The following is a 25,700-nucleotide window of genomic DNA, read 5'->3' as shown; positions in this document are numbered from 1 at the left end:
ACTTCCCCAATTAAATCAAATCATGCAATTCATTGAAATTGTCGAAAAACTGAAGAAAGGTCAATCTGGTGTCGTTGACTTTAAAATAAAAAACAATCCAGTTATTTTAACCGCAGCTTCTTTAGAAAAAGCCAAGGTTAATGACATAAGTTTTCTAGACAATAATAGTCCATTAAATCTTAGAAATCTCATAGAGACTTCAAAAGCATCTGCTCTATTATTACCAGCAAATGATACTTATATTATTGAAATAGCAAAGAAAATTTCAGTTGATTGGATAATACTTAAAGAGCCCAAGATTGCTTTTGCTGAAACATTAGAGTTTCTTTATCCATCTGAGATAGAAAGAGAAGGTATACATAAAAGTGCGGTCATCGGTCAGAATGTAAAAATTGGTCTTGGAGTTTCAATCGGAGCTAATGCTTATATTGGAGATAATACAGAAATTGGAGCTGGGACTATCATTCATGCAGGCGTTGTTCTATATAGAAATGTAAGAATTGGTGCCAAAAATTTAATTCACGCAAATAGTGTTATTCATTCTGGATCTAAACTTGGTGACAAATGTGTAATTAATGCCAATGCTGTTATTGGTGGTGAAGGTTTTGGATTCGTGCCCACATCAAATGGATGGAAGAAAATGCCTCAAGTTGGAATAGTTATTTTAAAAAATAAAGTAGAAGTTGGTAGTGGATCAACGATTGATAGGCCTTCAGTAGGAGAGACAATAATTGGTGAAGATACAAAAATTGATAACCTAGTTCAAATTGGTCATGGAGTTACTACCGGAAAAGGATGCGCTATGGCTGCTCAAGTTGGTATTGCTGGAGGAGCACAGATTGGAAACGCAGTTATACTTGCGGGACAAGTGGGCGTGAGCAATAAAATTAAAATTGGAGATGGCGTGATAGCAAGTTCAAAAACAGGAATAATATCAAATATCGAGGCAGGAACTGTTGTTAGCGGCTTCCCAGCTATTCCAAATAAACTTTGGTTGAGATGCTCTGCTAATTTCAAAAAACTACCTGAGATAGCAAAAGCTATCCGTCATTTAGATCGCAGAAACTCCAGGTAAGTTTTTCCCTTGATGAATAAGTACAAATGAAGTCTTACAAAATAACATTATTGCCAGGAGATGGAATTGGTCCAGAGATAACAAACGTCACTCATAAAATCCTTGACCTAGTCTCAAGGAAATTTGGCTTTGAAATCAAATTTAAAGAAATGCCTTTTGGTGGATCAGCAATAGATTCAGATGGTATCCCCTTCCCAGATAGAACTCTTCAAGAATGTAAGAACTCTGATGCTGTTTTGTTAGCGGCAATAGGAGACCCAAAGTATGACGAATTACCTAGAGAGAAAAGGCCTGAAACAGGCCTACTCAATCTCAGATCTTCTTTGGATCTTTTTGCAAATATAAGGCCAGTAAAAATAATTCCATCCTTAACAAAAGCAAGTAGCTTGAAAGAAGACTTTGTTAAAGAAGTTGATTTAGTAGTAGTTAGAGAACTTACCAGCGGTATTTACTTTGGAGAACCAAAAGGAAGGATAAAAACAGATAAAGGAGAAAGAGCATTTAACACGATGACATACACCTCCGAGGAAGTTAAACGAATAGCAGAAATTGCTTTTAAATTATCCAAACAAAGAAATCAAAAAGTTTGCTCAGTTGATAAAGCTAATGTTTTAGATGTAAGTCAACTATGGAGAGAGGAAACAATATTGGTGTCTAACAAATACAAAGATATAGAACTTACGCATCAATATGTAGACAATGCAGCAATGCAACTTGTTAGAAATCCAAGCCAATTTGATGTGATTCTTACAGGTAATTTATTTGGAGATATTCTTAGCGACATTGCAGCCATGCTGACAGGATCAATTGGCATGCTTCCTTCTGCTTCGTTAACCACTGATGGGCCAGGTGTGTTTGAACCTGTTCATGGCTCAGCTCCTGACATCGCAGGAAAAGATATAGCTAATCCAATAGCAATGCTCTTATCTGCTGCAATGATGTTAAAAATTGCCCTTAATGAAAAAGAAGCAGCAACTTTTTTAGAAAATGCAATTAACGAAATTCTTAATGACGGTTATAGAACTTCTGACTTAATGAGCAATCAGACGACTAAACAGGTTGGTTGCTCTCAAATGGGTGAACTATTGGCGGAAAAATTAAAATAATTAGTTCACAAATTAAAAAACTCTGCGAATAGTTTCACTTTGAGGGTCAGTTGACCTGTAAAAATGAAAGTCAATACATAAGCGTCGATGTCAAAGCTTCACCCAGTAGTAGCTGTAACTGGTTCATCCGGAGCAGGAACAAGCACCGTTAAAAGAGCATTTGAGCATATATTTGCTCGAGAAAAGATTGTTCCTGCAGTTGTTGAAGGAGATAGTTATCACCGTTTTGAAAGAATGCCTATGAAAAAGGCAATGTCTGAAGCACTTTCAAGAGGTGAAAACTTTTCTCATTTTGGACCAGAGGCAAATTTATTCGACAAATTAGAAGACCTATTCAATCAATATGGAAAAACTGGCGGAGGTCAGAAAAGATATTATTTACATAGCCCAGAAGAAGCCGAGGAACACAACACTCGTTTAGGAACAAAATTAGATCCAGGTCAATTCACTCCCTGGGAAGATATTCCAACAGGAACCGACCTTTTGTTTTACGAGGGACTACACGGTGGAGTAGTAGGAAAAGATTATGATGTGGCCTCATTCGCTGATTTACTTGTTGGTGTAGTACCAATTACCAATCTCGAATGGATACAAAAAATCCATAGAGATAACGCAGAAAGGGGATACTCAGCCGAAACAATCGTAGATACGATTCTGAGAAGAATGCCTGATTACATTAATCACATATGCCCCCAATTCAGTCGAACAGATATCAACTTCCAGAGAGTACCTACAATTGATACGTCAAACCCATTTATTTGCAGAAATATTCCAACACCTGACGAAAGCTTTGTAATTATTCATTTCAGAAAAGGTTCAAGAGAAAAATGGGGAATTGACTTCCAGTACTTATTAGGAATGATTCACGATTCCTTCATGTCAAGTCCTACAAGTATTGTTGTTAACGGAGGGAAAATGGGATTTGCTATGGAGCTTATTCTTACACCTATTATTCATAAAATGATAGAAGAGAAAAAGGCGGCAGGATAACAAATTCAATCAATCAAAGATAATAATATCTATTATTAATAGATAAAGTAAATAATTAATAGTGATTATCATATCCTTTACTTTTATACTTTTATATATTTTGTTTTCTATATCGATAGAAGATATAAACACAATTCTAATAAGTGAAAGTAAATTAACAATCTTTGCCCTATCAGGTATTATTTACTTGGCATGTCTAGGCTTGTCAAACGACAAAATAGATATTAAAGACTTAATAACAAATAATTCTTTATCGATGATTATTATCTTCATAGTAATGTATTCAATAAGTTATATAAGCTATAAAATCTTTGGAATAAATTCATTAGGCCTGGGTGATATAAAACTCTCTTCCATTAGTACAATATGGCTCGGTATTGAATTCAGCTTTTTGTCATTGTATATTTCATTTTTACTTTCAGCTATATATAGTTTACATGGAAAATTACTAAAAGATTTATACCATTTGAAGAGTATCCCTTTGCGCCTTTTCTATCAATTGGGATATTTTCTTCATGGATTATAGATAAGATTCAAACTTTGTAATCCCTTTAAGGGGACTCAAGGTATTAAATTAATTTCAATTACAAAATAGCAGTGTCATTATTCGACTGGTTTGCTGATAGAAGGAAAGGCCAATTTGTTGGCAAAGTCACTCAGGAATCTGAAGAAAGTGATGGACTATGGGAGAAATGTCCAGAATGCGGACAAGTAGTTTATAGAAAAGATTTAATAGATAATTGCAGTGTTTGTAGTAACTGTGGGCATCACAATCGAATAGATAGTAAAGAGAGAATAAGACTAATTTCTGATCCAAATACATTCAAATCAATCAATACTCATTTAACTCCAGTTGACCCTCTTGGTTTTAAAGATCGACGAGCTTACGCAGACAGGCTAAGAGAAAGTCAAGCTAGCACTGGTCTTAAAGATGGTGTTTTAACAGGGACATGCGAAGTTAATTCTATTCCTATGGCACTAGCTGTAATGGACTTCAGATTCATGGGTGGCTCAATGGGATCTGTTGTAGGAGAGAAGATCACAAGGCTTATCGAACATTCAACCAAACAAAAGCTGCCATTGCTAATTGTTTGCGCTTCGGGTGGTGCGCGAATGCAAGAAGGGATGTTAAGTCTGATGCAAATGGCAAAAATTTCAGGGGCGCTTGAACGACATAGAGAGGCACAGTTGCTCTATATGCCTTTACTTACACATCCCACCACTGGAGGAGTTACTGCTAGTTTTGCAATGCTTGGAGATTTAATACTTGCAGAACCCAAAGCACTTATTGGATTTGCAGGGAGAAGAGTAATTGAACAAACACTAAGAGAAAAACTTCCTGATAATTTTCAAACAGCAGAATATCTTCAAGATCATGGTTTCGTAGATACCATTGTACCAAGAACAGAACTTAAAGAAACTTTGGCAAAGATACTTCGATTACATAAGACACAAGAAGTAAAATTACAAACTAATGCTTAAAATAAATCAAAAAATAAAAAATAATTTTGATTTACTCTTGAATATATTAGTATTAATATTATTAATTTTTTTCAATAGTACAAATATAGTATATGGAGCCAATACTAATTGGGTTGAAGTTAGTCGAACGCCTACGGGAGTTCAATATTTAGATAGAGATAGTATTGATATTGAAGAAAAAGGAATAATAGAACTAACCACAAAATACATAAAAATTACCCCTAGTACTTCAAAGGAAATAGATGAGAATATTTATATAATGAAAATCAATTGTATGACTAATAAATTCAAAGATATTTCAGTTAATGGTAAAAAAAATTTATCCGCAAAATGGGAAGACCCTAATGGAGATAAACTATTAGATGATGTGATTTCAGATAGCTGCGAAAATGTTTAAACTCATAAATTATTTAAAAGAATGATCAATACAGATCATCCGATTCGCATAGCAATTGCAGGACTAGGTTTCGGTGAAAGTGTTCATATTCCTGCATCATTATCTAATAAGAATATTGAGCTTGTGGGATTGTGGCATCCTCGGCCAGAAAGGCTTAAAGAAGCCTGCAATAAGCACAATCTTCGTGCCTACGAGACCTGGGAGGATTTAGTAAATGATTCCAAAGTAGATGGAATAATCATAGCTACTCCGCCAGAACCCAGATACGAGCTTGCACTAGAGGCAATTAAAGGAGGAAAACATCTTTTACTTGAAAAGCCAACTTGTTTAAATGCTTATGAGGTGATGGATCTTCAAAGAAACGCACTCAAAAGAAATTTAAAAATAGCTGTTGATTACGAATATCGGGCTGTTCCGCTATTCATGCAAGCAAAGCGAATAATTACCGAGGAAAAACTAGATGAACCATATTTTGTAAAGCTTGATTGGCTAATGAGTAGCAGGGCTAATCCAGATAGGCCATGGAATTGGTATTCAGATGAAAATTCCGGTGGAGGGGTTCTGGGAGCCTTGGGAACCCATGCTTTTGACATGATTCATTGGCTAATTGGTCCTACTCATTCTTTGAGCGCAATAAATTCAACTTCAATTAAAGAAAGAGAGTGTCCACAATTAAAAACCATTAAAAAAGTGACAAGTGAAGATGTAAGTATTTCTCAACTACAAATAAAAAGCATTAATAACAATTTAATTCCAGCCCAAGTAAATTTATCTGCCGTAACAAAACAAAGTAGGGGTTTTAGTCTGGAAATCTATGGAAGCAATGGAACACTTGTTCTTAGCAGCGAGAACCAGAACGATTATGTTCACGGATTTGGGCTTTGGCACTCAAATAAAGGAGACGTTCTTAAAAATATCCAACCTGACTCTGACCTATCTTTTTCAAAAATATGGACAGATGGTCGAATAGCTCCAGTAGCAAGAATCCAAAACTGGTGGGCTCAAAGCATTGCAGATGGAACCCCAGTAATTCCTGGCTTAGTCGAGGGATTAGCCAGCCAAATAGTTTGCGATAAGGTAAAGGAATCAAACTCAATAGGTATGAAGATAGAAATCAATTGAACAAATCCAATTCAACTCAAGTAAAAATAATTTTTAGAATTAATTATTGGATTAAAAAAAATAAAAAACTTTTTAGGTGTAATAAGCAACAAAAAGGGCCTTTGATATGGAATAATCTTAATGAAATTTTTGTTGCATAAATGGCACTCTCGTACTACGCAGAAGAACTAAAGAAGACCGCAAGTGCCATAGCCCAGCCAGGCAAAGGGATTCTTGCTGTTGATGAGTCAACGAAAACAGTAGGTAAAAGGCTTGCTTCAATAGGTGTTGAGAACACTGAGGACAACAGAAAAGCATATAGAGGTATGCTTTTCACCACAGAAGGTCTTGGAAACTTTATAAGCGGAGCGATTCTTTTTGAAGAAACTCTTTTCCAGAACCATCCAGATGGTGAGCCAATGGTTAAAAAGCTTGAGAAGCTAGGGATAATTCCAGGAATCAAAGTTGACAAAGGTCTAAGACCATTAGCCGGTGGACATGATGTAGAAACTTTTTGTTCAGGTTTAGACGGTCTTGTTGAAAGAGCTGCTGATTATTACGAGCAAGGTGCAAGATTTGCCAAGTGGAGAGCAGTACTTCAAATAACAGACGATGGTTGTCCTTCTAAACTTTCTATTAGAGAAAATGCTTGGGGTTTAGCAAGATACGCTAGATCAGTTCAAGAATCTGGCTTGGTTCCAATTATTGAACCAGAAATCTTAATGGATGGTTCACATTCAATTGAAAAGACAGCAGCAGTTCAAGAAGAAGTAATTAAAGAAGTTTACTTAGCTTGCCAGGTAAACGGAGTACTTCTAGAGGGAACTCTTCTGAAGCCATCAATGACTGTTCAAGGTGCTGACAGCTCAACAAAAGCTGATCCTCAGCAAGTAGCTGAAATGACAATCCGTACAATGGAACGCTGTGTACCTGCAAGTGTCCCTGGTATTACTTTCCTTTCAGGTGGATTGAGCGAGGAAGCTGCATCAGTTTATCTAAATCTGATGAATAAGATCGACAGAAAGGCTAAGTGGAATGTTTCATTCTCATATGGTCGTGCTTTACAACATTCATGTCTAAAAGCATGGAAAGGCTCTAACACTTCTGATGGACAAAAAGCACTCATAGCTAGAGCTCAAGCAAACTCTGAGGCATCAAAAGGATTGTATGTTGCTGGTTCTCAGCCTTCTTCTGATGAGCAATTATTTGTAGCTGGATACAAGTACTAATCTAAAAAAGCTAACAAAAAGCTGCTATCTCTCATTTTGATAGCAGCTTTTTTAATGCCTTGATTTATAAATTCAAGAAAGAAGTGTACTAAGAATTGACTTGCCATCAATATTACCTAATGCATCATCACAAGCTCTTTCAGGATGTGGCATCATCCCCAAAACATTTCCTTTTTTATTTGTAATTCCAGCAATATCATTGATGGATCCATTTGGGTTATGAGCGTATCTTAGAGCAATCGAATCATCATCTTGCAATTTTTTCAAGACGTCATTGCTACATTGATATCTCCCTTCTCCATGAGCGATAGGAAGTGAAATAGAATCATGTTTTTTATAATTTTTCATCCAAGATGATTTTGTGCTTTCAATAGATAAATTTGCACTATCACAAATAAAATGTAGATTATTATTTCTTGTCAAAGCTCCTTGCAAGAGACCAAGTTCAGTAAGTATTTGAAACCCATTACAAATACCAAGAACTTTTCCACCTTTATCAACAAAAGAGATTAAAGAATTTAAAACAGGTGCGAATCTTGCTATTGCTCCACAACGTAAATAATCTCCATAACTAAACCCCCCTGGAATAACAATTGCGTCATAACCACTTAAGTCAGTAGTTTCATGCCATAGAAAGCTTGTAGGAATTCCCAGGCATCCTTCAGTAGCCCACCTGACGTCCCTGTCGCAGTTCGATCCAGGGAAAACAATAATTCCAATTTTCATTTATTTAGTTTGTAAGAGTTTTCTGCTCGTCCTTAAATTCCAAAGACCAGTCCTCAATAACAGGGTTTGCAAGCAATCGATCACTCATTAACTCAATCTTGGATCGAGCTTCCTCCTTATTTGCCGCTTCGATCTCAAGTTCAATAGATTTACCAATTCTTAGTTGAGTAACTCCATCTATTCCCAATCTCTTAGTAGCTGACCTAGTAGCCTCTCCCGCCGGATCCAAAACAGAAGGTCTTAAATGAACAAAAACTCTTGCTTTAAATAAAGACACTTTTAAAAATCAATGGGATTTCCTACTTCCTTCACTTAGTTAACCCAAGAAAGAAGGTTACAAAGTTATTGTAGATAATATTTGATAAATTTCTAATTGATACTTTCACATTGTTCACTTATTAATCCTTTTCCTAGGCATGTCAGACAAGTGTGATAACAATTTGGGCTAGATTTCATATAACCATTACCGCCACATTTATTGCAGGTCTTCAGTTTCAAAGCATTGGCAACACTCTGAACATCATTTTTCTTGGTAGTGGAAACTGCTTGACTCACGAAAAATGTCCGGTTAGAAACTATTAGAAAATTGCTTTAAGAGAATTATCTCCTAACTCACAAAGAATCGCGGATAAAAATAAAAATACAACCTATTTTTAATATAAATATAATAATTTGAACCAATTAATTAAAAGGAAGATTCAAAAGCTTTTTCAACTCCGCCTTTCAGACTCAAAGAGACTAAATCAATTCCAGCCTTAGAAGGTTTCCAAGACTCATCATTCGCACTCTCAAACCATGAATTAAATCTGCATCCAACCATTTGGATCTGAAGAGGCAAAGCCTTACCCTCTATCCAGCATCTCCCTTTTATACGAAGAATTTGATATTCCGGAACTAGATTTACAAGTATTTCTTTCAATAGATCCTTATCAATTGGGAATTCAAATCTTAAATGCTCACTTATTACATCAACATGGTCATGGTCATGGTCATGGTCATGGTCATGGTCATATTGATCTGCTCGAGAAATATTGTTTTGTTCTTTGCAAAGGCCGAGAATTACTGAAGGTTCAATTTTTCCATTAGATATTGGCAGAATATTAGTAATGGAATTACCTTGCTTTTTCACCTCATCCCTAACCAATGAAAAACTTTTTGCAGAAAGCAAATCAGACCTACTAATTAAAACGAGATCAGCAGAAATCAATTGATCTCTAAAAAGCTCATTTATTGGAGTTAAATGATCAATACTTTTGTCAGTTGTTATTTGTTGATTAATACTTTTCAAATCACCCACTGGGCTTCCATTTGAGAGAGCATATCCATCAACTAAAGTGACGACTCCATTAATAAAAACCTTATTTCTTATTGCAGGCCAATTAAGAGCTTGAAGTAAAGGCTTTGGCAAAGCAAGACCACTGGTTTCAATAATGATTCCATCAAGCTGATTTGATCTAAGAAGCAAAGCTTCCATTGCAGGAAGGAAGTCCTCTTGAACAGTGCAACATAAGCAGCCATTATTTAACTCAACTATTCTTTCATCTACTTCATCATCAGGGCAAAGCCCACAGTTTTTAAGAAGGTCTCCATCTAAACCAACTGTTCCAAATTCATTAACAACTACAGCTAGACGTTGATTCCCTTCACGTAAAAGATGCCTTAAGAGTGTTGTTTTACCAGAACCTAAGAATCCTGTAACTACCGTAACTGGTAGACGAATAGCGCTCATTTTTATTTTTGCTTAATAACTCAGCAACCTAGACTGTAACTCGTATCCTCATCAGTCTTTGAATTTGTTCCAGAAGCCATGTTACATAGTTCTTTTTGTTGTATTCGACTTATCACCGCATCTGTAAAATCGGCTCCCTCAATAAGAGCATCTGTGAAGTTACTTTCCATCAATAATGCACCATTGAAGTCGACATCCCTTAAATCAGCTCCTTCAAAATCGCTTGCATATGCCAATGCGTCATTTAGCTGAGCACCATGCAAATCTGCTCCATTCAATTTACTGTTATTAAAAACTGCTCCTGTAAGGTTTGATTCACTAAAATTTATGCCCTTCAGATCTAATTTTACGAAATCATTTCCACTTAAATCTTGGCTAGACATATCTTGGGAAATATTAAGTTCTTCTAGATTGCGAATCTCCGCAGGCGTCCTAGCGAAAACACTTTTAGCAGGGAGTACCAAAACAACTATAAGTAATACAGCAAAAATAATTGCTTTAAAATCCGAGATGAAAGAAGTTTTTTTGTTCATAGGAGCTTAAAAGGACTTTTAACAGGTAATTTACTTATTCACGTTATGGCACATAAGGCCAAGAATGAATCATGTCAATGAGCTTAAGAGTAATAGTTCCTCCACACCCACTCATATCACATTGGTTAACTATTTTAAGGAACCCTACTACCCCAGAAATCCTTTATGCAACTGGCCTTGAGCAACTTGGCACCTGGCTCACTTATGAAGCGCTTAGAGAATGGATCCCAAGTAGAAAAGAGCAGATTACAACTTCAACTGGAACAACTGAATGCTCAGTTATTGATCCAAATATTCCTATATTGGCAATTCCTTATTTGCCTGCAGGGCTTGAGCTTTTTAGAGGTGCTAGAGATTTAATTCCTAATTCAAATTTGTGTATCGGCGGCCTACCAAAAGAAATTGAGGAAAATGCAGGAATTATTTTTTACATAGATCAAATAACAACTGCTAAAAAACTTTTAAAAGATTTAAATCATCTTAAAGATAAAAAAATTGATGCCAGAAGGATAAGAGTGATTACAGCATTAGCCGCTAATCAAGGACTTAAAGAAATCGGCGAAAACATTCAAGATTTGAATATTTATTGTGCTTGTATAGATCCTGAATTAATATCAGAAAGTGAACTATCACCTGGTATCGGTGATCCATCATTACGTATCAAAACCAGAGTCACCTCATCGAACTAGCATTTTAAAAAGTTATTCAAAGTTATGAGCCAATACCGAGATTCAAATTCAGGGAGTTTGGCATCATTAATTAGTGGTGCCGTACTTGGAGCCGCAGGTCTAGCTTGGTGGCTGCTTTCTGAAGCCGAGAAAAGACAAGAAACTAGAAAGCAAAAAGCAATGCTTTATGCACCTAGAATTCAAGATGGCTCTGAGGCAACTGAATTAGCATCGAATTCGCTAGGAAATCAAAGCAATGAGCATCTTGAGCAACGTGTTGAACAGCTTAATTCGGCCATAGCAGATGTGCGGAAACAATTAGAAGACCTAGGATCTTCTAATTAATTCTAATTTTTTAAACAATTAAATAGAAATCAAATGCTTAGATCAAATGCAATAACACAGGGTATTCAACGATCACCAAACAGAGCAATGCTTAGAGCTGTTGGGTTTGATGATAATGATTTTAATAAGCCAATCATTGGAATCGCTAATGGGCACAGCACAATAACCCCATGCAATATGGGATTAATGGATTTGGCAAATAGAGCAGAATCAGCGTTAAAAGAGGCTGGTGCAATGCCTCAAACTTTCGGGACCATAACTGTTAGTGACGGCATTTCCATGGGAACAGAAGGGATGAAATACTCATTAGTTTCAAGAGAAGTTATTGCAGATTCAATCGAGACAGCTTGCAATGCTCAAAGCATGGATGGTGTGTTAGCTATTGGTGGATGCGACAAAAATATGCCTGGAGCAATGTTGTCAATGGCAAGAATGAACATACCCTCTATTTTTGTTTATGGGGGAACAATTAAACCTGGAAAATTAGACGGTTGCGACTTGACCGTAGTGAGTTCATTCGAGGCTGTCGGTCAATTAGCAAGCGGGAAAATCGATAAAGAACGTCTTATAGCGGTAGAAAAAAATGCTATCCCTGGTCCAGGTAGTTGCGGGGGGATGTTTACTGCTAACACCATGTCTGCAGCAATCGAAGCGATGGGTTTTAGTTTGCCATTTAGTTCAACAATGGCTGCTGTAGATGATGAAAAAGCAGAAAGCGCTGCTAAAAGTGCTCAGGTCCTTGTCAATGCAGTAAAGAACAACATCAGACCTTTAGATTTACTCACAAAAGAGGCCTTTGAGAATGCAATCAGTGTAATCATGGCTGTTGGTGGCTCAACAAATTCTGTCCTTCACCTACTTGCCATAGCCAGGACTGCAGGCGTTGATTTAACAATCGATGACTTTGAACGTATAAGGCAAACTGTTCCTGTGATTTGCGACCTCAAACCAAGCGGTAAATACGTAACAGTTGACTTACATCAAGCTGGTGGGATTCCTCAAGTAATGAAATTACTCCTCGATGAAGGAATGCTTCATGGAGAATGCAAAACTATTGAAGGGAAAACAATTAAAGAAGTTTTACGAGATATCCCCTCAAAGCCCAAAGAAAATCAAGACGTTATCAGACCAATATCAAACCCTATTTATAAAAAAGGCCATCTTGCTATTCTCAAAGGAAATTTAGCTAGTGAAGGAAGTGTCGCAAAAATCAGTGGTGTGAAGACTCCTGTTTTAACTGGACCTGCAAGGGTCTTTGAGAGTGAAGAAGAATGCTTAACTGCCATTCTTGACAATAAAGTTAAAGCTGGAGATATAGTAGTCGTTAGATATGAGGGCCCTGTAGGTGGACCAGGGATGAGAGAGATGCTCTCTCCAACTTCAGCGATTGTAGGTCAAGGATTGGGTGAGAAGGTTGCACTAATTACTGACGGTCGATTTAGTGGCGGATCATATGGATTAGTGGTTGGCCACGTTGCTCCAGAAGCAGCCGTCGGGGGAACAATTGGATTGGTAGAGGAAGGAGACAGTATTACCGTTGACGCTAATAAATTGTTAATTCAATTAAATGTCGATGAGAAAGAACTAGCTAGAAGGAAAGAGAAATGGGAGAAGCCAAATCCAAGATATAAGACAGGCATTCTTGGGAAGTATTCAAGACTAGTAAGTTCATCGAGCCAAGGAGCTACAACTGATCAAATATAGCTCAGAACAATAAAGTCTTAAAAACCGTCCTTAGTCTTCTTGCAAGGGACTCAAAATGATTTCCATATGAGGGCCTTTCGCATTGCACACCAGAAGAGCTATCCATCCAAACAGCATGCTTCCCTTGCCATAAAATTGGATTATCAATTAAAGATTTCCAAGAGATAGTCATATTCACCTCATTTCCACTTTTATACACTTCAAGCTCAATATCCATAGATTCTTCTCTTTCGCCGTCTATATTTCTACATTGAATTTTAAAAATCAAGTCATCAAAATCATTATCATCAAATAATTGATTTTCTAAAAAGACAGAATGCACATAGGGCTTCATACAAAGATCTGCAGCCTTGGCGACTTCAGCTATCAAGCTATCTTTTGAGTCAGGAGTATGCACTGATTGACTTAATTAAGACTTTGATAGGGCCAGCAAAAAAACCTGAGTTCATTTTGCCGGGTTGTCCAAATTTCGAATGAAGCAATTGAAATCTGTTGATACAACTAGGGTCAAATCTAAGAGGTAGTCGAACAGGCTTTGCTCGACGGGCAGGTTCTAATTTTCTGAAAGGTATTTTGATCCTAGTAACTCCTTTTTTATTTGTAGGTATTGAGGCAACCCAGCGGATATCACCTTTTAAAAGATTTGATAATGATAAAGGTTTCTTTTCACAAGCGATCGCGAATTTTAATGTTCTCCCTTCTCCTTCAACATCAAGAATTAATCCAGAATATTTGGAGAGATTAAATGGCTTATTAAAAATCGGAGATCGGCAACTAACAAAGCCACCACCTTCTTCAACTAGGTTACCCTCAAGAAATAAACCTTTATCTGAGGAATGACAATTTGCACGACTTGAGCCGCCCATAATTGTGTCATTCAGAGATTTCCAATCTGAAAATTCAGAACCCTTTATAAGAGGAGTTATTGAAATTTCAGTCGGTGGTGGATCAGAAATCAATTAAGAAGTATTTCTCTACTAATACAATAATCTAACTAGAAAGATGGGTAAGCATCTTTATCAGTCAAGACAATAATTTCAGAATCTGGTGCAACTAATTTTGCAGGGGTTCGCTCCCATGATTCTGATGGATCAAGTAGACGTTTAAGAGCCGTTTGTTTAGCAGATCCACTGATTAGGAAGACCACATTATCTGCAGCACTTAATAATTTACTGGTAAAAGTAATTCTTTTGTGACCTTTACCTTCGCCAGCAGTTATTAAGTTATCTCTTTCAAATAATGCATCAGAGCCAGGGAAGAGGGAGGCTGTATGCCCGTCATCTCCCAATCCCAAAAGAATCAAATCAAACCTTGGTGGATCCCCTGCCAGGTTATTTTTCAAGATTGTTTCGTAATTTTCAGCGCTTTCGTCTGGGGATGATAATTCAACAGTTGAAACAGCAAAAAATGATGCATCTAGGGATGGGTAACCTTCTTTAAACAATGAATTATTTAATAGAAAGCAATTACTATCTTTTGATTTATTATCAACCCATCTTTCATCTCCAAGAAACAAATCAACGTTCATCCAATCGATATTTTTCTTACCCAACAAAGAATAAGCAGCATTGGGAGTAGAACCACCACAAAGAGCAATTTTAGCTCTTGTTTTATTTTTCAGTGTTGACTCAATGATCTGAGTTATCAAGTCAGAGGCGGCAAGAGCGAGAGCGCTTTTGTCATCTGAAACTTGAATTTCATATTTAGTCATTGATATCAGTCAATCCACTCAGTATGAAATGATCCAGCCTTGTCTACGCGCTCATATGTATGAGAGCCAAAACAGTCTCTCATTGCTTGAACAAGGTTTTGAGGAAGTCTAGATGTTCTGAAGCTATTCAGATAATCAAGAGTACTACTTAAACATGGAACTGGAATTCCAGCATTAACAGCAGCAGAAACGACTTGTGTCAGGCCCGAGAGACGATTGTTTACCTGATCTGCAAACCATTTATCGATAACTAAATTGATCAGGCTCGGATCTTTCTTAAATGCGTCTTGTATACGACTCAAAAGGGTAGACCTTATTATGCAACCACCTTTCCATATTTGAGCGATGGAGGGCATATCAAGATCGTAATCATATTCTTCTGAAGCGAGTCGTAAAATATCCATACCTTGGGCATAGCTAGCTATTGTAGCCAATACAACGGCATCCATAAGGAGAGGCATGCCATCTGAAGGCTTTCCAAAATCAACAAAAGAAGGTTTGTTCCCATTCAGTATTGTTTCTGCATAATTTCGTTGATCTTTCATTGAACTCATAACCCTTCCGTTTAAAGAGGCATAAATAGTTGGAACAGAAGCTCCAAGCTCTAATGCACTAATGACAGTCCATAAACCAGTACCTTTTTGACCCGCTTTATCCATTATCTTTTCAACCAGATCAGAACTATCATCAGGATCTTTAACGCGTAAACAAGCCTCTGTGATTTCAACGAGATAGGAGGAAAGTTCTTCGGTTTTATTCCAATAGCCCATAACAGATGCCATCTCATCACCACTCATTCCACAAACTCTCTTCATCAAGTCATAGGCCTCAGCCAAAATTTGCTCGATACCATATTCAATTCCATTATGAACGGTCTTAACAAAATGGCCTGACCCCCCTGGGCCGATGTAAGTCACACAAGGTCCATCTTCAACCTGAGCAGCCATTTTGTTTAACAAGCTCTCTATAGCGTCATAAGAAGTCTTTGTGCCACCAGGCATCATACTAGGTCCTTCCAGTGCGCCCTTCGCCCCACCTGATACTCCCATCCCGATATATCCAAAACTCTTGCTCTCAAGTTCTTTTACTCTTCTTTCTGTATCCATAAATTGGGCATTTCCTCCATCTATGAGCAAGTCACCCTCCTCGAGGAAAGGTGAAATTTGATTAATGACAGCATCAGTAGCAGCTCCAGCTTTAACCATCATTAATACTCTTCTTGGACGTTCCAGTTTTGATACAAATTCTTGAAGATCCTTCGCTCCTTGAATTGATTTATTTACACCTCTACCTAATAAAAAGTCTTCTGTTTTTTGATAAGTACGGTTATAGACCACACTAGAAAAACCATTTCGCTCTGCATTAAGTACTAGGTTCTCCCCCATTACTCCAAGACCGACTAATCCAAAATGTGCCTTGGTCATTAAGTTAAGAAATTTCTACTTGAATTAGTGTGACGACTATGGATTAATTTCGCTGCATTAAAGAGCTCAATGTCAGGAATGAAGAATTCTTTGAAAAATATTTGATAATAAAGTCTTAAAAACTACGCTTATAAAATTGCTGAGACATTAAATAAAAATTAAATAATAGTTCCATCTGGAATTGTGGCGTTTTTGACGATAACAACTATTCCATTACGAATATAAAAACCTTGATCTGCTCGATCAGCTTCTTCCACATTGTCTTTATTGACTATCTTCACATTGTCACCAATGCGAGCATTTTTATCGAGAATGGCTCTTTTAACAGTTGTGCCCTGTCCCACGCCCAAGGGAATACCACCGCCATTTCTTAACGCTATTCTCTCTTCGTAAGATTCGTAAAAATCAGATCCCATAACAAGGGTTTCTTTTAGAACAACGTCACTTTCAATACGACTCCTAACTCCCAACACACAATGATGAATACTACATGATTTAAGAATTGATCCCTCGGAAACAATTGAATCAGTTATTTGTGTATCTACAATTTTAGAAGGGGGCAAATATCTAGGCCTGGTATAAATAGGGAACTTCTCATCATAAAAACTAAACGGAGGAGTAGGCTGCTGAGTTAATGCTAAATTTGATTCAAAGAATGCACCAATAGTTCCAATATCCTCCCAATAGTCATTAAAAACATAACTTTTAAGTTTGTCACCTCTACCTAAAGCCTCAGGAATAATTTCTTTTCCAAAATCTGTATAAGAAGGAAATTTATTTAATAAGTCAAAAAGAGTGGAACGACTAAAAACATATATTCCCATAGAAGCCAAATAAGGTTTTTCTTTTGCCTCATTTGCTTCCAATCCAAACCTTGATGTATCTACAGCCATTGCTTTCAATGAATCACCAGTTGGTTTCTCACGAAATTCTTTAATATTGGCTGTTTCATCAGTACGCATTAAACCAAATGCTTCAGCTTGCGCCGAGTCAACGGGCAAAGCTGCAACCGTTAAATCAGCTCCTGTTTTTCTATGCTGCTCAACAAATAAGCTGTAATCCATTCTATAAAGCTGATCTCCAGAGAGAATCAAATATTCATCAACATCCCACTCTTGAAAAAGCCATTGATATTTTCTTACTGCATCAGCAGTACCCTCAAACCAAGAGGGGGTTTCAGGTGTTTGCTGAGCGGCTAAGACCTCAACGAAACCCTGGCCAAAAGGTCCGCTCAGATTATAAGTCTGTGCAATATGCCTGTTAAGAGAAGCGCTATTGAATTGCGTAAGAACATACATTTTACTGATGTCCGAATTTATGCAATTACTTATAGGAATGTCTATTAGTCGATATTTACCCGCTAATGGAACGGCGGGTTTTGCTCTCATTTTTGTTAATGGATATAGGCGTGATCCCTTTCCACCGCCAAGAATGATGGCAAGTACTCTCTTCATGAAGGCACTATTAATCGGCTATTCGGAGCAAACCTACTGGATAGAGTGCTCATTAATCCAGTAAAAAGTGATAAGTAGTAAGAATTTCAAAAGTAAATAACAATATCAGTTGTTTTTGGGCTTGTTTAAAGAACTAGAAACATCAAGATTAAAAAGTTTTTCAATCACATCAAGAGAATCTCTACGATCATTCCTAGATTGAGGCGCTCTTAATTTTGTTACTGGAGTATGAAGTATTTTGTTAATAATTCCCTTACTTAATGCCTCAACAACTTTTCGTTCTCTAGCAGAGAAATCAGGTCCCATTCTGCTTAATGCCTTCTGAAGTTCTTCTTTTCTGATTGACTCCAAACCAGATCTAAGGCAATTAATTGTAGGAACAGCCGCTAAGCTATCCCACCATTCAAGAAAAACACGACACTCTTCCTCTATCAATCCTTCTGCTTCTAGGGCGAGCTTTTGTCTTGCCTCTTGATTTCTTGAAACAACTTCTTGAAGATCATCGACATCATGAGATTCAATTCCGGAAACTGATTTTGCATCAGAAGAAATATTCCTCGGAACTCCAATATCAATAAGTCTAAGTAAAGGCTTCCTGTCGATCTTTATCAATTTTTCGGCATCAATAATTGGCTCATTAGCAGCTGTACTCGTAAATACAAGAGTACTCAGAGAGAGACAACTATCAAGCTCATCTATTAATTGACAGTCAATTTGAATATCGGGAAACGCTGCTGAAAGGTCCTCAGCCCTTTTTTTTGTTCTATTTAGAAGTGTAAGTGAACAACATCCTTTTGATTGGAGATGCTGAAGCAACAAACGACTCATTCGCCCAGCCCCAACAACAGCGACCTTTTCAGTTTCTAAAGTCATCAATTGATCTCTTCCGTGCGCTTGGCCAAGTTTCAATTGAGCTAGTTCTACAGCTGCAGAACTAATAGAAACTGCTCCCGTTCCAAGATTTGTCTCGCTTCTTACGCGCTTGCCTGTACTTACGGCCTGAGTTAATAATCTATTCAAGATTGGACCTAGACTCTGATGATCTTGGCCAAGACGTACCATTTTTTTTACTTGAGAAAGAATCTGTCCCTCTCCTAAGACCAAACTATCCAAACCCGCAGAAACCCTCATGACATGAGAGACTGCTTTCTCTTGGACATAATTAAATATGTGAGGTGAAAGAATCTCATCCTCAAGGCCCGAGAATTCAAGAAGAAAAGATTTAATAGCTTCTATTCCCAATTGCGGGTCTTTAACTAAGCTATAAATTTCAAGTCTGTTACATGTGCTCAATATGGAAACTTCTAATATTTGATCAATTTTCTTTAAATTATTAAACGATCTTTCAACTAGTTCTTCTGGGATACTTAGCTTTTCACGCACTTCGACAGGGGCCGTGCGATGGCTAAGACCGACGACAGCAATATGCATAAATAGCCCCTTACTTCATTTGCTTAACTATCACTTCAAAGAGATGCTTTGAGCACCATCTTTGATGTGAACTGTATTGGTAAATCTTGCTGTTTGATCAAGCGTACTAATCACAAGACTGCTAGTTCTGGTGCAATCTTTTTCAAATTTAACTCCATCGAAAAGTAATCCATCTGTGATTCCACTACCAGCAAAAGCCACATTTTCTCCTGAGGCAAGTTCGTTAGCCTCATAGATCTTGTCAATATCAGTAATGCCCATTTCATTCAATCTTTTTATATTTCCCTCCTTTGTATAGTCTGCCCACTCTGATGTTTGAGCTATTGCAGGATCATAAACAAGTTGTCCTTGGAAATGACCTCCAAGTGCCCTCATAGCCGCTGCCGAAATAACTCCTTCAGGAGCCGCCCCAATGCCCATTAAACAATGAGTACCTGTCCCCTCAAAGCCACATGCAATTGCCGCTTGGACATCTCCATCTGAAATAGGCTGAATCCTGGCACCAGTAGATCTGATTTCGGAAACTAGATTTTTGTGCCTAGCTCTATCCATAACAACAATAGTTAAATCACTAATTGCGATACCAAGACAGTCACTCAAGATTTTTATATTTTCTGTGGGAGTTTTTCTTATATCAACTTGTCCTTTAGCTGCTGGAGGAGCAGCTAATTTATTCATGTAAAAATCTGGAGCGTTAAATAATCCGCCCCTATCTGACGCCGCTAAAACAGCCATCGATCCACGCTGACTGTTAGCACATAAATTTGTCCCCTCACAAGGATCTACAGCAAAATCAACTCCAGGACCTATTCCTGATCCAACTTCTTCTCCTATATAAAGCATTGGAGCTTCATCTCTTTCTCCTTCTCCAATAACGATTCTTCCTTGCATTTGAATCGTTCCCATTCTCTTTCGCATTGCCTCTACGGCTGCGGCATCAGCCTCATCTTTTTGACCCAAACCAGTCAATTGAGCCGAAGCAATTGCAGCCTGCTCAACTACTTCAAGAATTTCTTGGACGAGAGTACGATCCACTTTTTGCAGCTAGGTAAAGAAATTTACGCCTTAAGGCAGATAATATTGTAAGTAATTGAGGGCATTGAAAAATGCTCAGAAAAAAGTACTCACAAAAAACTTATTATCTGTTGATAAGCAATAATTACTGTATCAGTGCAAGGTCACACTAGAACTTGTGACCATGAATTAATAGAATCTCTGCCATAAGACAAAAAACAATGACCCAATCCATTTCATCAGCAATTTTTTCTGAACACCGTCCTGTTCAAATAATCCCTTCAGTATTGCCAGCAGACTGGGCAAACATGGGCCAGTGCGTAAAGGATCTTGAACTAGCGGGTGTAGACAGAATTCAATTTGATGTGATGGATGGGAACTTTGTTCCGAATCTCACTTTTGGTCCAGAAATGATTTCCGCATGCCGAAAGTATTGCAAAGTTCCATTCGAGACTCAGTTAATGGTGAGTCAATACAACTGTGAAACCATGCTTGAGGGATATGTCGAAGCAAGCAAGGGAGCAAACGGAGAGCCAGGTGTTGTAATTGCTCATGCTGAAGCAAATGTTCACCTTCATCGAATTCTTGGCAAGATTCGCCAACTAGGAGGATCTCCCTCGGTTGCCCTTAATCCTCATACTCCAATGGATATGGTCAAAGATGTGCTTGATATGGTTGACCACGTACTAGTAATGACTGTCAATCCTGGCTTTGGTGGTCAAGCTTATATTCCAACAATGTTGAACAAAATCACTCAATTAAGAAAAATAATTTTAGAAAATAGATACAACGTAGACATAGAAGTTGATGGAGGAATAAAAGCAGATTGGTCATTATCTCAATGCTGCGCTGCAGGAGCAAACTGTTTCATAGCAGGAAGTGGAATGTTTGCTTATCCAACACTTAAAGAAGGTTGTGAGGCCCTAAGAAGAGTTGCAAATGACGCACAGAATGGGATAATTATTGAAAAATAATCAACTTAGTTATTAATTACTATGTATCGAAGAACCAACCATAACTGTGTAAACCAACCCCAAGAAGGTTTACTCCGATATAGCAAACAATAATAACAAAAAAGCCTGCGATAGCAAGAATTGCAGGCTTTTTACCTTGCCATCCTCTTGTTAGCCTAGTATGCAAATAAGCCGCGTAAACCAACCAACATATTAAAGCCCATGTTTCTTTAGGATCCCAACTCCACCAACTACCCCAAGCTTCATTAGCCCAAACAGCGCCACTAATAAGACCAACTGTGAGCAACAAAAATCCTGCAGTTATTGACCTATAACTTAAAGAATCAAGTTGCTCAGCATTTGTAAATTCAATTGGTTGTATTGAACTTAAGTTCTCATTTCTATTCTCAAGATAAAGCTCAGAACTTTCCCTAAACGAACCAGACCCAAAAGAGCTATTACGTATATTGAATTGCTTTTTTCCATCAACTATAAAGACACCAAAAGACAAAATTGAACCTATTAGTAATGCAGCGTAAGAGCACATAATTACACTCACATGCATGACTAGCCAACTAGAACGAAGAGCTGGTACTAAAGGAGCAGAAGATTGCAAATTCTCTGGCAAAACAAAACTCGCAAAACCTATTGAAAGCAATGACATAGGCGTCGCAACTGCAGAAACAATTGGAGACCTCCACGCTCTTTCGACAAAAAGTTGAGCTAACGTACACCCCCAAGTCAAAAAACAAAGTGACTCATAGAGATTACTAATTGGAAAATGTCCAGATTGCCACCATCTAAGCATCAATTGACTAGTTAGCAAAAGATTTGAAGTTGCAACTAAAAATCTGGCTTTCGAGGAATCACTGCTACCAGCAACTGACCAAAATGAAATCGGCAGTGCTACTAACAAGAAAAGAAATGCTGCGAACCCAAGGGAAACAACAGGGTCAAAAGAAAAATTATTTAACGAAAAATCAACCATTAATAAAAGCTACTAGAGATTATTTAGAAAGACCAGATCATTTGCTGGCCTGTTTTAACAAAAAACCTCCCCCTAACATAGACAAAAAGACAGGAGACCAAGCAGCAAAGAAAGGATTTATTATTCCTTTGACTCCAAGAGAGCTAAAACTAAAACTCAAAATGTAATAGATAAGTATCAAAATAATACTTAAGCCAAAACTTTGACTTCTCCCTACGCCTCTTTTTTGCATCACACCAAAGCTACAACCAATTAAAGCAAAAACTAAACAAGCGATTGGCAAAGTAAATTTTTCTTGAATTCTTACTTTCATCCTTCTTGCTTCTTTAATATTGCCACTACTTTGGTATAACTTCATAGCAGTATTCGCTTCTCCAAGGTTCATATCATTTGCATCTTTTGGCAGTCGTGCAATATTCGTAAGTTCAGTACCTAATGGATATAAAAAACTAAAGAATTTAGTTCTTGTATTACTTCCATCAGGACTAAGTGTCAAAACATCTCCTTCAAAAAACTCCCAATTGTTTTTGTCACTATTCCAAATACCTTTTTTCGCCTTAAGCATTTGTGTAAAACCTAATTTTGAAAAATCAATTACTGTTACATCCAACATCTGCCCATCAATAAATTTCCAGGCATAAAATAGATGAGTAACTCCGTTTTTTTTATAGCTTGAATATGGATCTAAAATTTCTCCTTTCTTTGAAAATATAATATCTTCGCCCTGTTCATTTGCAAAAGATCTACCTAGAGAATTAGATAAGATAATCTCAGCATTTTTATTTGTAATAGGAACAATATTATTATTAAAAACGAAGGTCATGTATGACATAAATATTGACAATATCAATCCTGGAAAAATAAGCCTATAAACAGATATACCAATGCTTTTCAATGCCTTGATTTCACTGTTATCATTAAGACTTCCATAGGCTAACAAAGTTGAAAGTAACATTGCCATAGGGAAAGAAATAACAATAAAACTTGGCAGCTTTAGCAATAGAATCTTAATAGCCACAGAAAAAGGAAGACCAATCTCAACTATTTTTCTAATCAGATCAAAAATAACTCCTACTGAAAGAGAAACGACGGTAAAAGCCGCTATTGAAAAAAATAAAGGCGGCAATAATTCAAAAAGTATCCATCTATCTAATAATGGAATTATTTTCCATTTACTTTCTACTAATTTTTGAAATCTAGAGAATAATAATAGGTTATTAAACATAGCTAATTAATCGAATGAATTCCCCAGATAGCTATCTTTAACAATTTGATTTTTTGTTAATTGATCAGACGTTCCATCGGCAAGTATTTCCCCTTGATTAAGAATATAAGAACGTTCGGTTATAGCCAAAGTTGCTCTAACATTATGATCAGTAATTAATATGCCTATATTCTTATTTTTTAATTTCCTAATTAAATTCTGTAGATCATTTATAGCAATAGGATCAACTCCTGCAAAAGGCTCGTCTAAGAGTAAAAATTTTGGACCTAAACGTCCCACAGCCAAAGCTCTAGCGACTTCACATCTGCGTCTTTCTCCACCGGAAAGTTGATGGCCAAAGCGATCAAGGAAAGAGACCAAATTAAATTCCTCAATCAATTCTTCACGTTTTTTCCTAAACAAAGAAATTGATAACTTAGCTTGAGAAAGAGCAATATCCAAATTCTCAATAACTGTAAGATTTCTAAAGACACTTGGTTCTTGAGGTAAATAACCTATCCCTAATTGAACTCTTTTTGTCATCGAAAATTTTTTTATGCTATTCCCCTCCAAGTAGATATTGCCTTTGTTTGGCTTAATCAAGCCCATGATCAAATTAAAAGTACTAGTTTTACCCGCACCATTTGGTCCTAAAAGACCAACCACTTCCCCAGGTTTAACATTTAAATCAACGTTTTTTACAATTGTTTTATTGGATAAGGTTAAATCCAAACTCTCAATAAGTAGAGTCATTTCAATAGAACATAAGTGGGAGAAGCTTATACATGAAAAATATCTGAAAATAGATCACACTTAAACTATAGAAGATTAATCAACAATCCTCTCAACCCAATATATGTAGAACTTCTCTGAATCATGAAAAGAATTCTCAAATTTAGAATCAGCAATAACTCTAATTTTATCAACATAAAGTGATTCACCTGGCTGCAAATTCTTAATAGATGATCGATTACTTAAAAGTAGTAATAATTTATTAACTTTAGGAAATTTATCTAAATAAACCTGGACTTCATCGAGTGTTTTAGTTCTGTCTAACGTAACCCTATTAGCCCATTGAGCATAACTACCAAATCCTTTCAATTCAGGTACGTAGAATTCCCTATTGAGGTACCCAGATACTGTCGCAACCTCAACATCTCTAGTCGCAAATATTGGCGAGTCCTGCCATCCCTTAGTCTGTATATACTGAGCAGTTTCCTTTCCACTTGAATACGGTAACCTAAAATCATTTATGACCATATGAATCCCAACAACCATATGTATGGTCAAACAAATAGTAAGTAATCTAGGGAAATAAAATAAATTACCTTTAGTGAATAAATTTTGATTATCAGAGGACCTAATTTGTTGGTCTCGATTTGATAAGGCTAACCATGATGAGGAAATAATCAATAGAAAATAATATCCATAATGTCTTGATCCATCTCCCAAAAATAAAAAATAGTTAAACAGAAATAAAAATAGAATCCCACTTAGAAAATAAATTAATGCTTGCCTATAAGATCTAATGAATGTGATTGTACTTACTATCAAAATCAAAGTAATTAACGCACATAAAATCAAGTCAAAAAACCTACTTGAATTAGGGATAACAAGCATATATCCTCCAAAAACCTGTCCTATTACTCGAAGAAAGTGACGTATATCTATAAAAGAGGAAAGCAACTTAACTGAATCTCTTACTTGGAGAAGACTAAAGGCTCCAAAACACAATAATGTTGAGGAAATAGCAATGCTAGAAGAAAAATCAAGAATCCACCTTTTATTTCTTTTATAATTTTTTCTTTGATTTGGGTTCAAAAACCAATCCAATACAAGAGTCATTCCAATAGCAAATGACAATGACCAAGACAAAGCTTGTGTATTAGCCAAAAGACCAATACATAAAGAAAATGGTATGTAAGTTTTTTCTTTTAAATGATAAATAGAACAAAAAATAAATATTATTAATTCTGCAATCACATAATGACGGCACACAAAGAAATATTCCCAAAAAGGAAAATATCCAAAAGTAAATAAAGCTTTAGTTATTAGATTAAAAGGACTAAATCTCCAAAAAATTGCAATCGCAGAGCTGCCTAAAAACCAATGCATAAGCTGCATACTTATGGGTGTTCCAGTAATATTTTTCGATAAGTAAATTAGAAATGACCATAGGACTGGATGTCCAGATGGAGCGTTATTTTTCCATAAATCTATTAAGTTATCACTTTGCCAAGCCACCAGCCATCCTTGCATTTCATCTCTCCAAAGAGCATGATTAAATGCACCAAATAAACCTATAATTATAAATAAAGTAGGTAAAAATATCTCATAAAAACGATGATTCGATAACTGTATTTGATTGATTCTTCTAAATTCCATTGTGATTTATCCAGAATGTCGATTTATATAATTTGAATTAATCTAAATTTT

The 25,700-nt window shown here is 36.7% G+C and carries 27 protein-coding genes; 12 read left to right on the top strand and 15 right to left on the bottom strand.

The window, feature by feature from the left end:
- Positions 1-22 precede the first annotated feature (22 nt).
- The 8 genes from lpxD to EW15_RS04060 all read left to right on the top strand — a co-directional run bounded on the left by lpxD (position 23) and on the right by EW15_RS04060 (position 7,380).
- Positions 23-1,075 (top strand): UDP-3-O-(3-hydroxymyristoyl)glucosamine N-acyltransferase, encoded by a 1,053-nt coding sequence (lpxD, locus tag EW15_RS04090; RefSeq protein WP_038652260.1) that lies wholly within the window; start codon positions 23-25, stop codon positions 1,073-1,075.
- 26 nt (positions 1,076-1,101) lie between these two features.
- Positions 1,102-2,181 (top strand): 3-isopropylmalate dehydrogenase, encoded by a 1,080-nt coding sequence (gene leuB / locus EW15_RS04085; protein ID WP_038652257.1) that lies wholly within the window; start codon positions 1,102-1,104, stop codon positions 2,179-2,181.
- 87 nt (positions 2,182-2,268) lie between these two features.
- On the top strand, positions 2,269-3,171 hold the full coding sequence (locus tag EW15_RS04080; RefSeq protein WP_038652254.1) for a phosphoribulokinase: 903 nt from the start codon (positions 2,269-2,271) through the stop codon (positions 3,169-3,171).
- A gap of 61 nt (positions 3,172-3,232) precedes the next feature.
- Complete coding sequence (locus EW15_RS10465) at positions 3,233-3,697, top strand: prepilin peptidase (RefSeq protein ID WP_225866604.1); 465 nt, start codon at positions 3,233-3,235, stop codon at positions 3,695-3,697.
- Between the two features lie 71 nt (positions 3,698-3,768).
- Positions 3,769-4,653 (top strand): acetyl-CoA carboxylase, carboxyltransferase subunit beta, encoded by an 885-nt coding sequence (gene accD / locus EW15_RS04075; RefSeq protein WP_038652251.1) that lies wholly within the window; start codon positions 3,769-3,771, stop codon positions 4,651-4,653.
- Entirely contained in the window at positions 4,646-5,050 is a 405-nt protein-coding gene (locus tag EW15_RS04070; RefSeq protein ID WP_038652248.1) for a hypothetical protein, read from the top strand. The genes accD and EW15_RS04070 overlap by 8 nt, the downstream gene beginning before the upstream one ends.
- 21 nt (positions 5,051-5,071) lie before the next feature.
- A complete protein-coding gene (locus tag EW15_RS04065; RefSeq protein WP_038652245.1) occupies positions 5,072-6,172 on the top strand; it encodes a Gfo/Idh/MocA family protein in 1,101 nt (366 codons plus the stop codon).
- Positions 6,173-6,312: 140 nt separating this feature from the next.
- A complete protein-coding gene (locus EW15_RS04060) occupies positions 6,313-7,380 on the top strand; it encodes a class I fructose-bisphosphate aldolase (protein ID WP_011823524.1) in 1,068 nt (355 codons plus the stop codon).
- A 72-nt stretch (positions 7,381-7,452) separates the two neighbouring features.
- Here the strand turns inward: EW15_RS04060 and purQ are convergent, their stop codons facing one another.
- The 4 genes from purQ to EW15_RS04040 all read right to left on the bottom strand — a co-directional run bounded on the left by purQ (position 7,453) and on the right by EW15_RS04040 (position 10,368).
- The gene (purQ, locus tag EW15_RS04055) at positions 7,453-8,106 is read right to left on the bottom strand and encodes a phosphoribosylformylglycinamidine synthase subunit PurQ (RefSeq protein WP_038652242.1); all 654 of its coding nucleotides are present in this window, start codon (positions 8,104-8,106) and stop codon (positions 7,453-7,455) included.
- 4 nt (positions 8,107-8,110) lie between these two features.
- Positions 8,111-8,383 carry a phosphoribosylformylglycinamidine synthase subunit PurS gene (purS, locus tag EW15_RS04050; protein ID WP_011823522.1) on the bottom strand — a complete coding sequence of 91 codons (273 nt, stop codon included), beginning with the start codon at positions 8,381-8,383 and terminating at the stop codon, positions 8,111-8,113.
- Positions 8,384-8,791: 408 nt separating this feature from the next.
- Entirely contained in the window at positions 8,792-9,835 is a 1,044-nt protein-coding gene (gene cobW / locus EW15_RS04045) for a cobalamin biosynthesis protein CobW (RefSeq protein WP_038652239.1), read from the bottom strand.
- 20 nt (positions 9,836-9,855) lie between these two features.
- Positions 9,856-10,368, bottom strand: coding sequence for a pentapeptide repeat-containing protein (locus EW15_RS04040; RefSeq protein ID WP_011293717.1), 513 nt, complete (start codon positions 10,366-10,368; stop codon positions 9,856-9,858).
- A gap of 71 nt (positions 10,369-10,439) precedes the next feature.
- On the opposite strand from EW15_RS04040, the gene EW15_RS04035 reads away from it, so the two are divergent.
- From EW15_RS04035 to ilvD, 3 genes are read left to right on the top strand one after another with little or no spacing between them, the layout of a single operon-like run.
- The gene (locus tag EW15_RS04035; RefSeq protein ID WP_038652236.1) at positions 10,440-11,057 is read left to right on the top strand and encodes a uracil phosphoribosyltransferase; all 618 of its coding nucleotides are present in this window, start codon (positions 10,440-10,442) and stop codon (positions 11,055-11,057) included.
- Positions 11,058-11,081: 24 nt separating this feature from the next.
- A complete protein-coding gene (locus EW15_RS04030) occupies positions 11,082-11,381 on the top strand; it encodes a membrane protein (RefSeq protein WP_038652233.1) in 300 nt (99 codons plus the stop codon).
- A gap of 33 nt (positions 11,382-11,414) precedes the next feature.
- The gene (gene ilvD, locus EW15_RS04025) at positions 11,415-13,085 is read left to right on the top strand and encodes a dihydroxy-acid dehydratase (RefSeq protein ID WP_038652231.1); all 1,671 of its coding nucleotides are present in this window, start codon (positions 11,415-11,417) and stop codon (positions 13,083-13,085) included.
- A 1-nt stretch (position 13,086) separates the two neighbouring features.
- Here the strand turns inward: ilvD and EW15_RS04020 are convergent, their stop codons facing one another.
- The 7 genes from EW15_RS04020 to glpX form a co-directional block, all read right to left on the bottom strand.
- Positions 13,087-13,482, bottom strand: coding sequence for a hypothetical protein (locus tag EW15_RS04020; RefSeq protein WP_038652228.1), 396 nt, complete (start codon positions 13,480-13,482; stop codon positions 13,087-13,089).
- Positions 13,469-14,044: a CIA30 family protein gene (locus tag EW15_RS04015; RefSeq protein ID WP_081930457.1), complete on the bottom strand. Its 576-nt coding sequence runs from the start codon at positions 14,042-14,044 to the stop codon at positions 13,469-13,471. The genes EW15_RS04020 and EW15_RS04015 overlap by 14 nt, the downstream gene beginning before the upstream one ends.
- A gap of 35 nt (positions 14,045-14,079) precedes the next feature.
- On the bottom strand, positions 14,080-14,796 hold the full coding sequence (gene pgl / locus EW15_RS04010) for a 6-phosphogluconolactonase (RefSeq protein ID WP_038652224.1): 717 nt from the start codon (positions 14,794-14,796) through the stop codon (positions 14,080-14,082).
- A 5-nt stretch (positions 14,797-14,801) separates the two neighbouring features.
- A complete protein-coding gene (gndA, locus tag EW15_RS04005; RefSeq protein ID WP_038652221.1) occupies positions 14,802-16,220 on the bottom strand; it encodes an NADP-dependent phosphogluconate dehydrogenase in 1,419 nt (472 codons plus the stop codon).
- Positions 16,221-16,378: 158 nt separating this feature from the next.
- Entirely contained in the window at positions 16,379-17,674 is a 1,296-nt protein-coding gene (locus tag EW15_RS04000; RefSeq protein ID WP_038652218.1) for a glucose-1-phosphate adenylyltransferase, read from the bottom strand.
- A 105-nt stretch (positions 17,675-17,779) separates the two neighbouring features.
- The gene (locus EW15_RS03995; RefSeq protein WP_038652215.1) at positions 17,780-19,105 is read right to left on the bottom strand and encodes a glutamyl-tRNA reductase; all 1,326 of its coding nucleotides are present in this window, start codon (positions 19,103-19,105) and stop codon (positions 17,780-17,782) included.
- A 30-nt stretch (positions 19,106-19,135) separates the two neighbouring features.
- Positions 19,136-20,140: a class II fructose-bisphosphatase gene (gene glpX, locus EW15_RS03990; RefSeq protein ID WP_038652212.1), complete on the bottom strand. Its 1,005-nt coding sequence runs from the start codon at positions 20,138-20,140 to the stop codon at positions 19,136-19,138.
- Positions 20,141-20,340: 200 nt separating this feature from the next.
- Here glpX and rpe point away from each other — a divergent pair, with 200 nt between their 5' ends.
- Positions 20,341-21,093, top strand: coding sequence for a ribulose-phosphate 3-epimerase (gene rpe / locus EW15_RS03985; protein ID WP_038652209.1), 753 nt, complete (start codon positions 20,341-20,343; stop codon positions 21,091-21,093).
- Positions 21,094-21,112: 19 nt separating this feature from the next.
- Here rpe and ccsB read toward each other — a convergent pair whose 3' ends face one another.
- The 4 genes from ccsB to EW15_RS03965 form a co-directional block, all read right to left on the bottom strand.
- Positions 21,113-22,060: a c-type cytochrome biogenesis protein CcsB gene (gene ccsB / locus EW15_RS03980; RefSeq protein ID WP_038652206.1), complete on the bottom strand. Its 948-nt coding sequence runs from the start codon at positions 22,058-22,060 to the stop codon at positions 21,113-21,115.
- 37 nt (positions 22,061-22,097) lie between these two features.
- Positions 22,098-23,285 carry an LptF/LptG family permease gene (locus EW15_RS03975; protein ID WP_038652203.1) on the bottom strand — a complete coding sequence of 396 codons (1,188 nt, stop codon included), beginning with the start codon at positions 23,283-23,285 and terminating at the stop codon, positions 22,098-22,100.
- A gap of 6 nt (positions 23,286-23,291) precedes the next feature.
- Positions 23,292-24,017, bottom strand: a complete 726-nt coding sequence (gene lptB / locus EW15_RS03970; RefSeq protein WP_038652200.1) for an LPS export ABC transporter ATP-binding protein — start codon at positions 24,015-24,017, stop codon at positions 23,292-23,294.
- 75 nt (positions 24,018-24,092) lie between these two features.
- Positions 24,093-25,649 carry a hypothetical protein gene (locus tag EW15_RS03965; RefSeq protein WP_038652197.1) on the bottom strand — a complete coding sequence of 519 codons (1,557 nt, stop codon included), beginning with the start codon at positions 25,647-25,649 and terminating at the stop codon, positions 24,093-24,095.
- Between the last annotated feature and the right edge of the window lie 51 nt (positions 25,650-25,700).

The organism is Prochlorococcus sp. MIT 0801 (assembly GCF_000757865.1).
Taxonomy (GTDB): domain Bacteria; phylum Cyanobacteriota; class Cyanobacteriia; order PCC-6307; family Cyanobiaceae; genus Prochlorococcus_B.
This window is presented reverse-complemented; position numbering and strand designations above follow the sequence as displayed.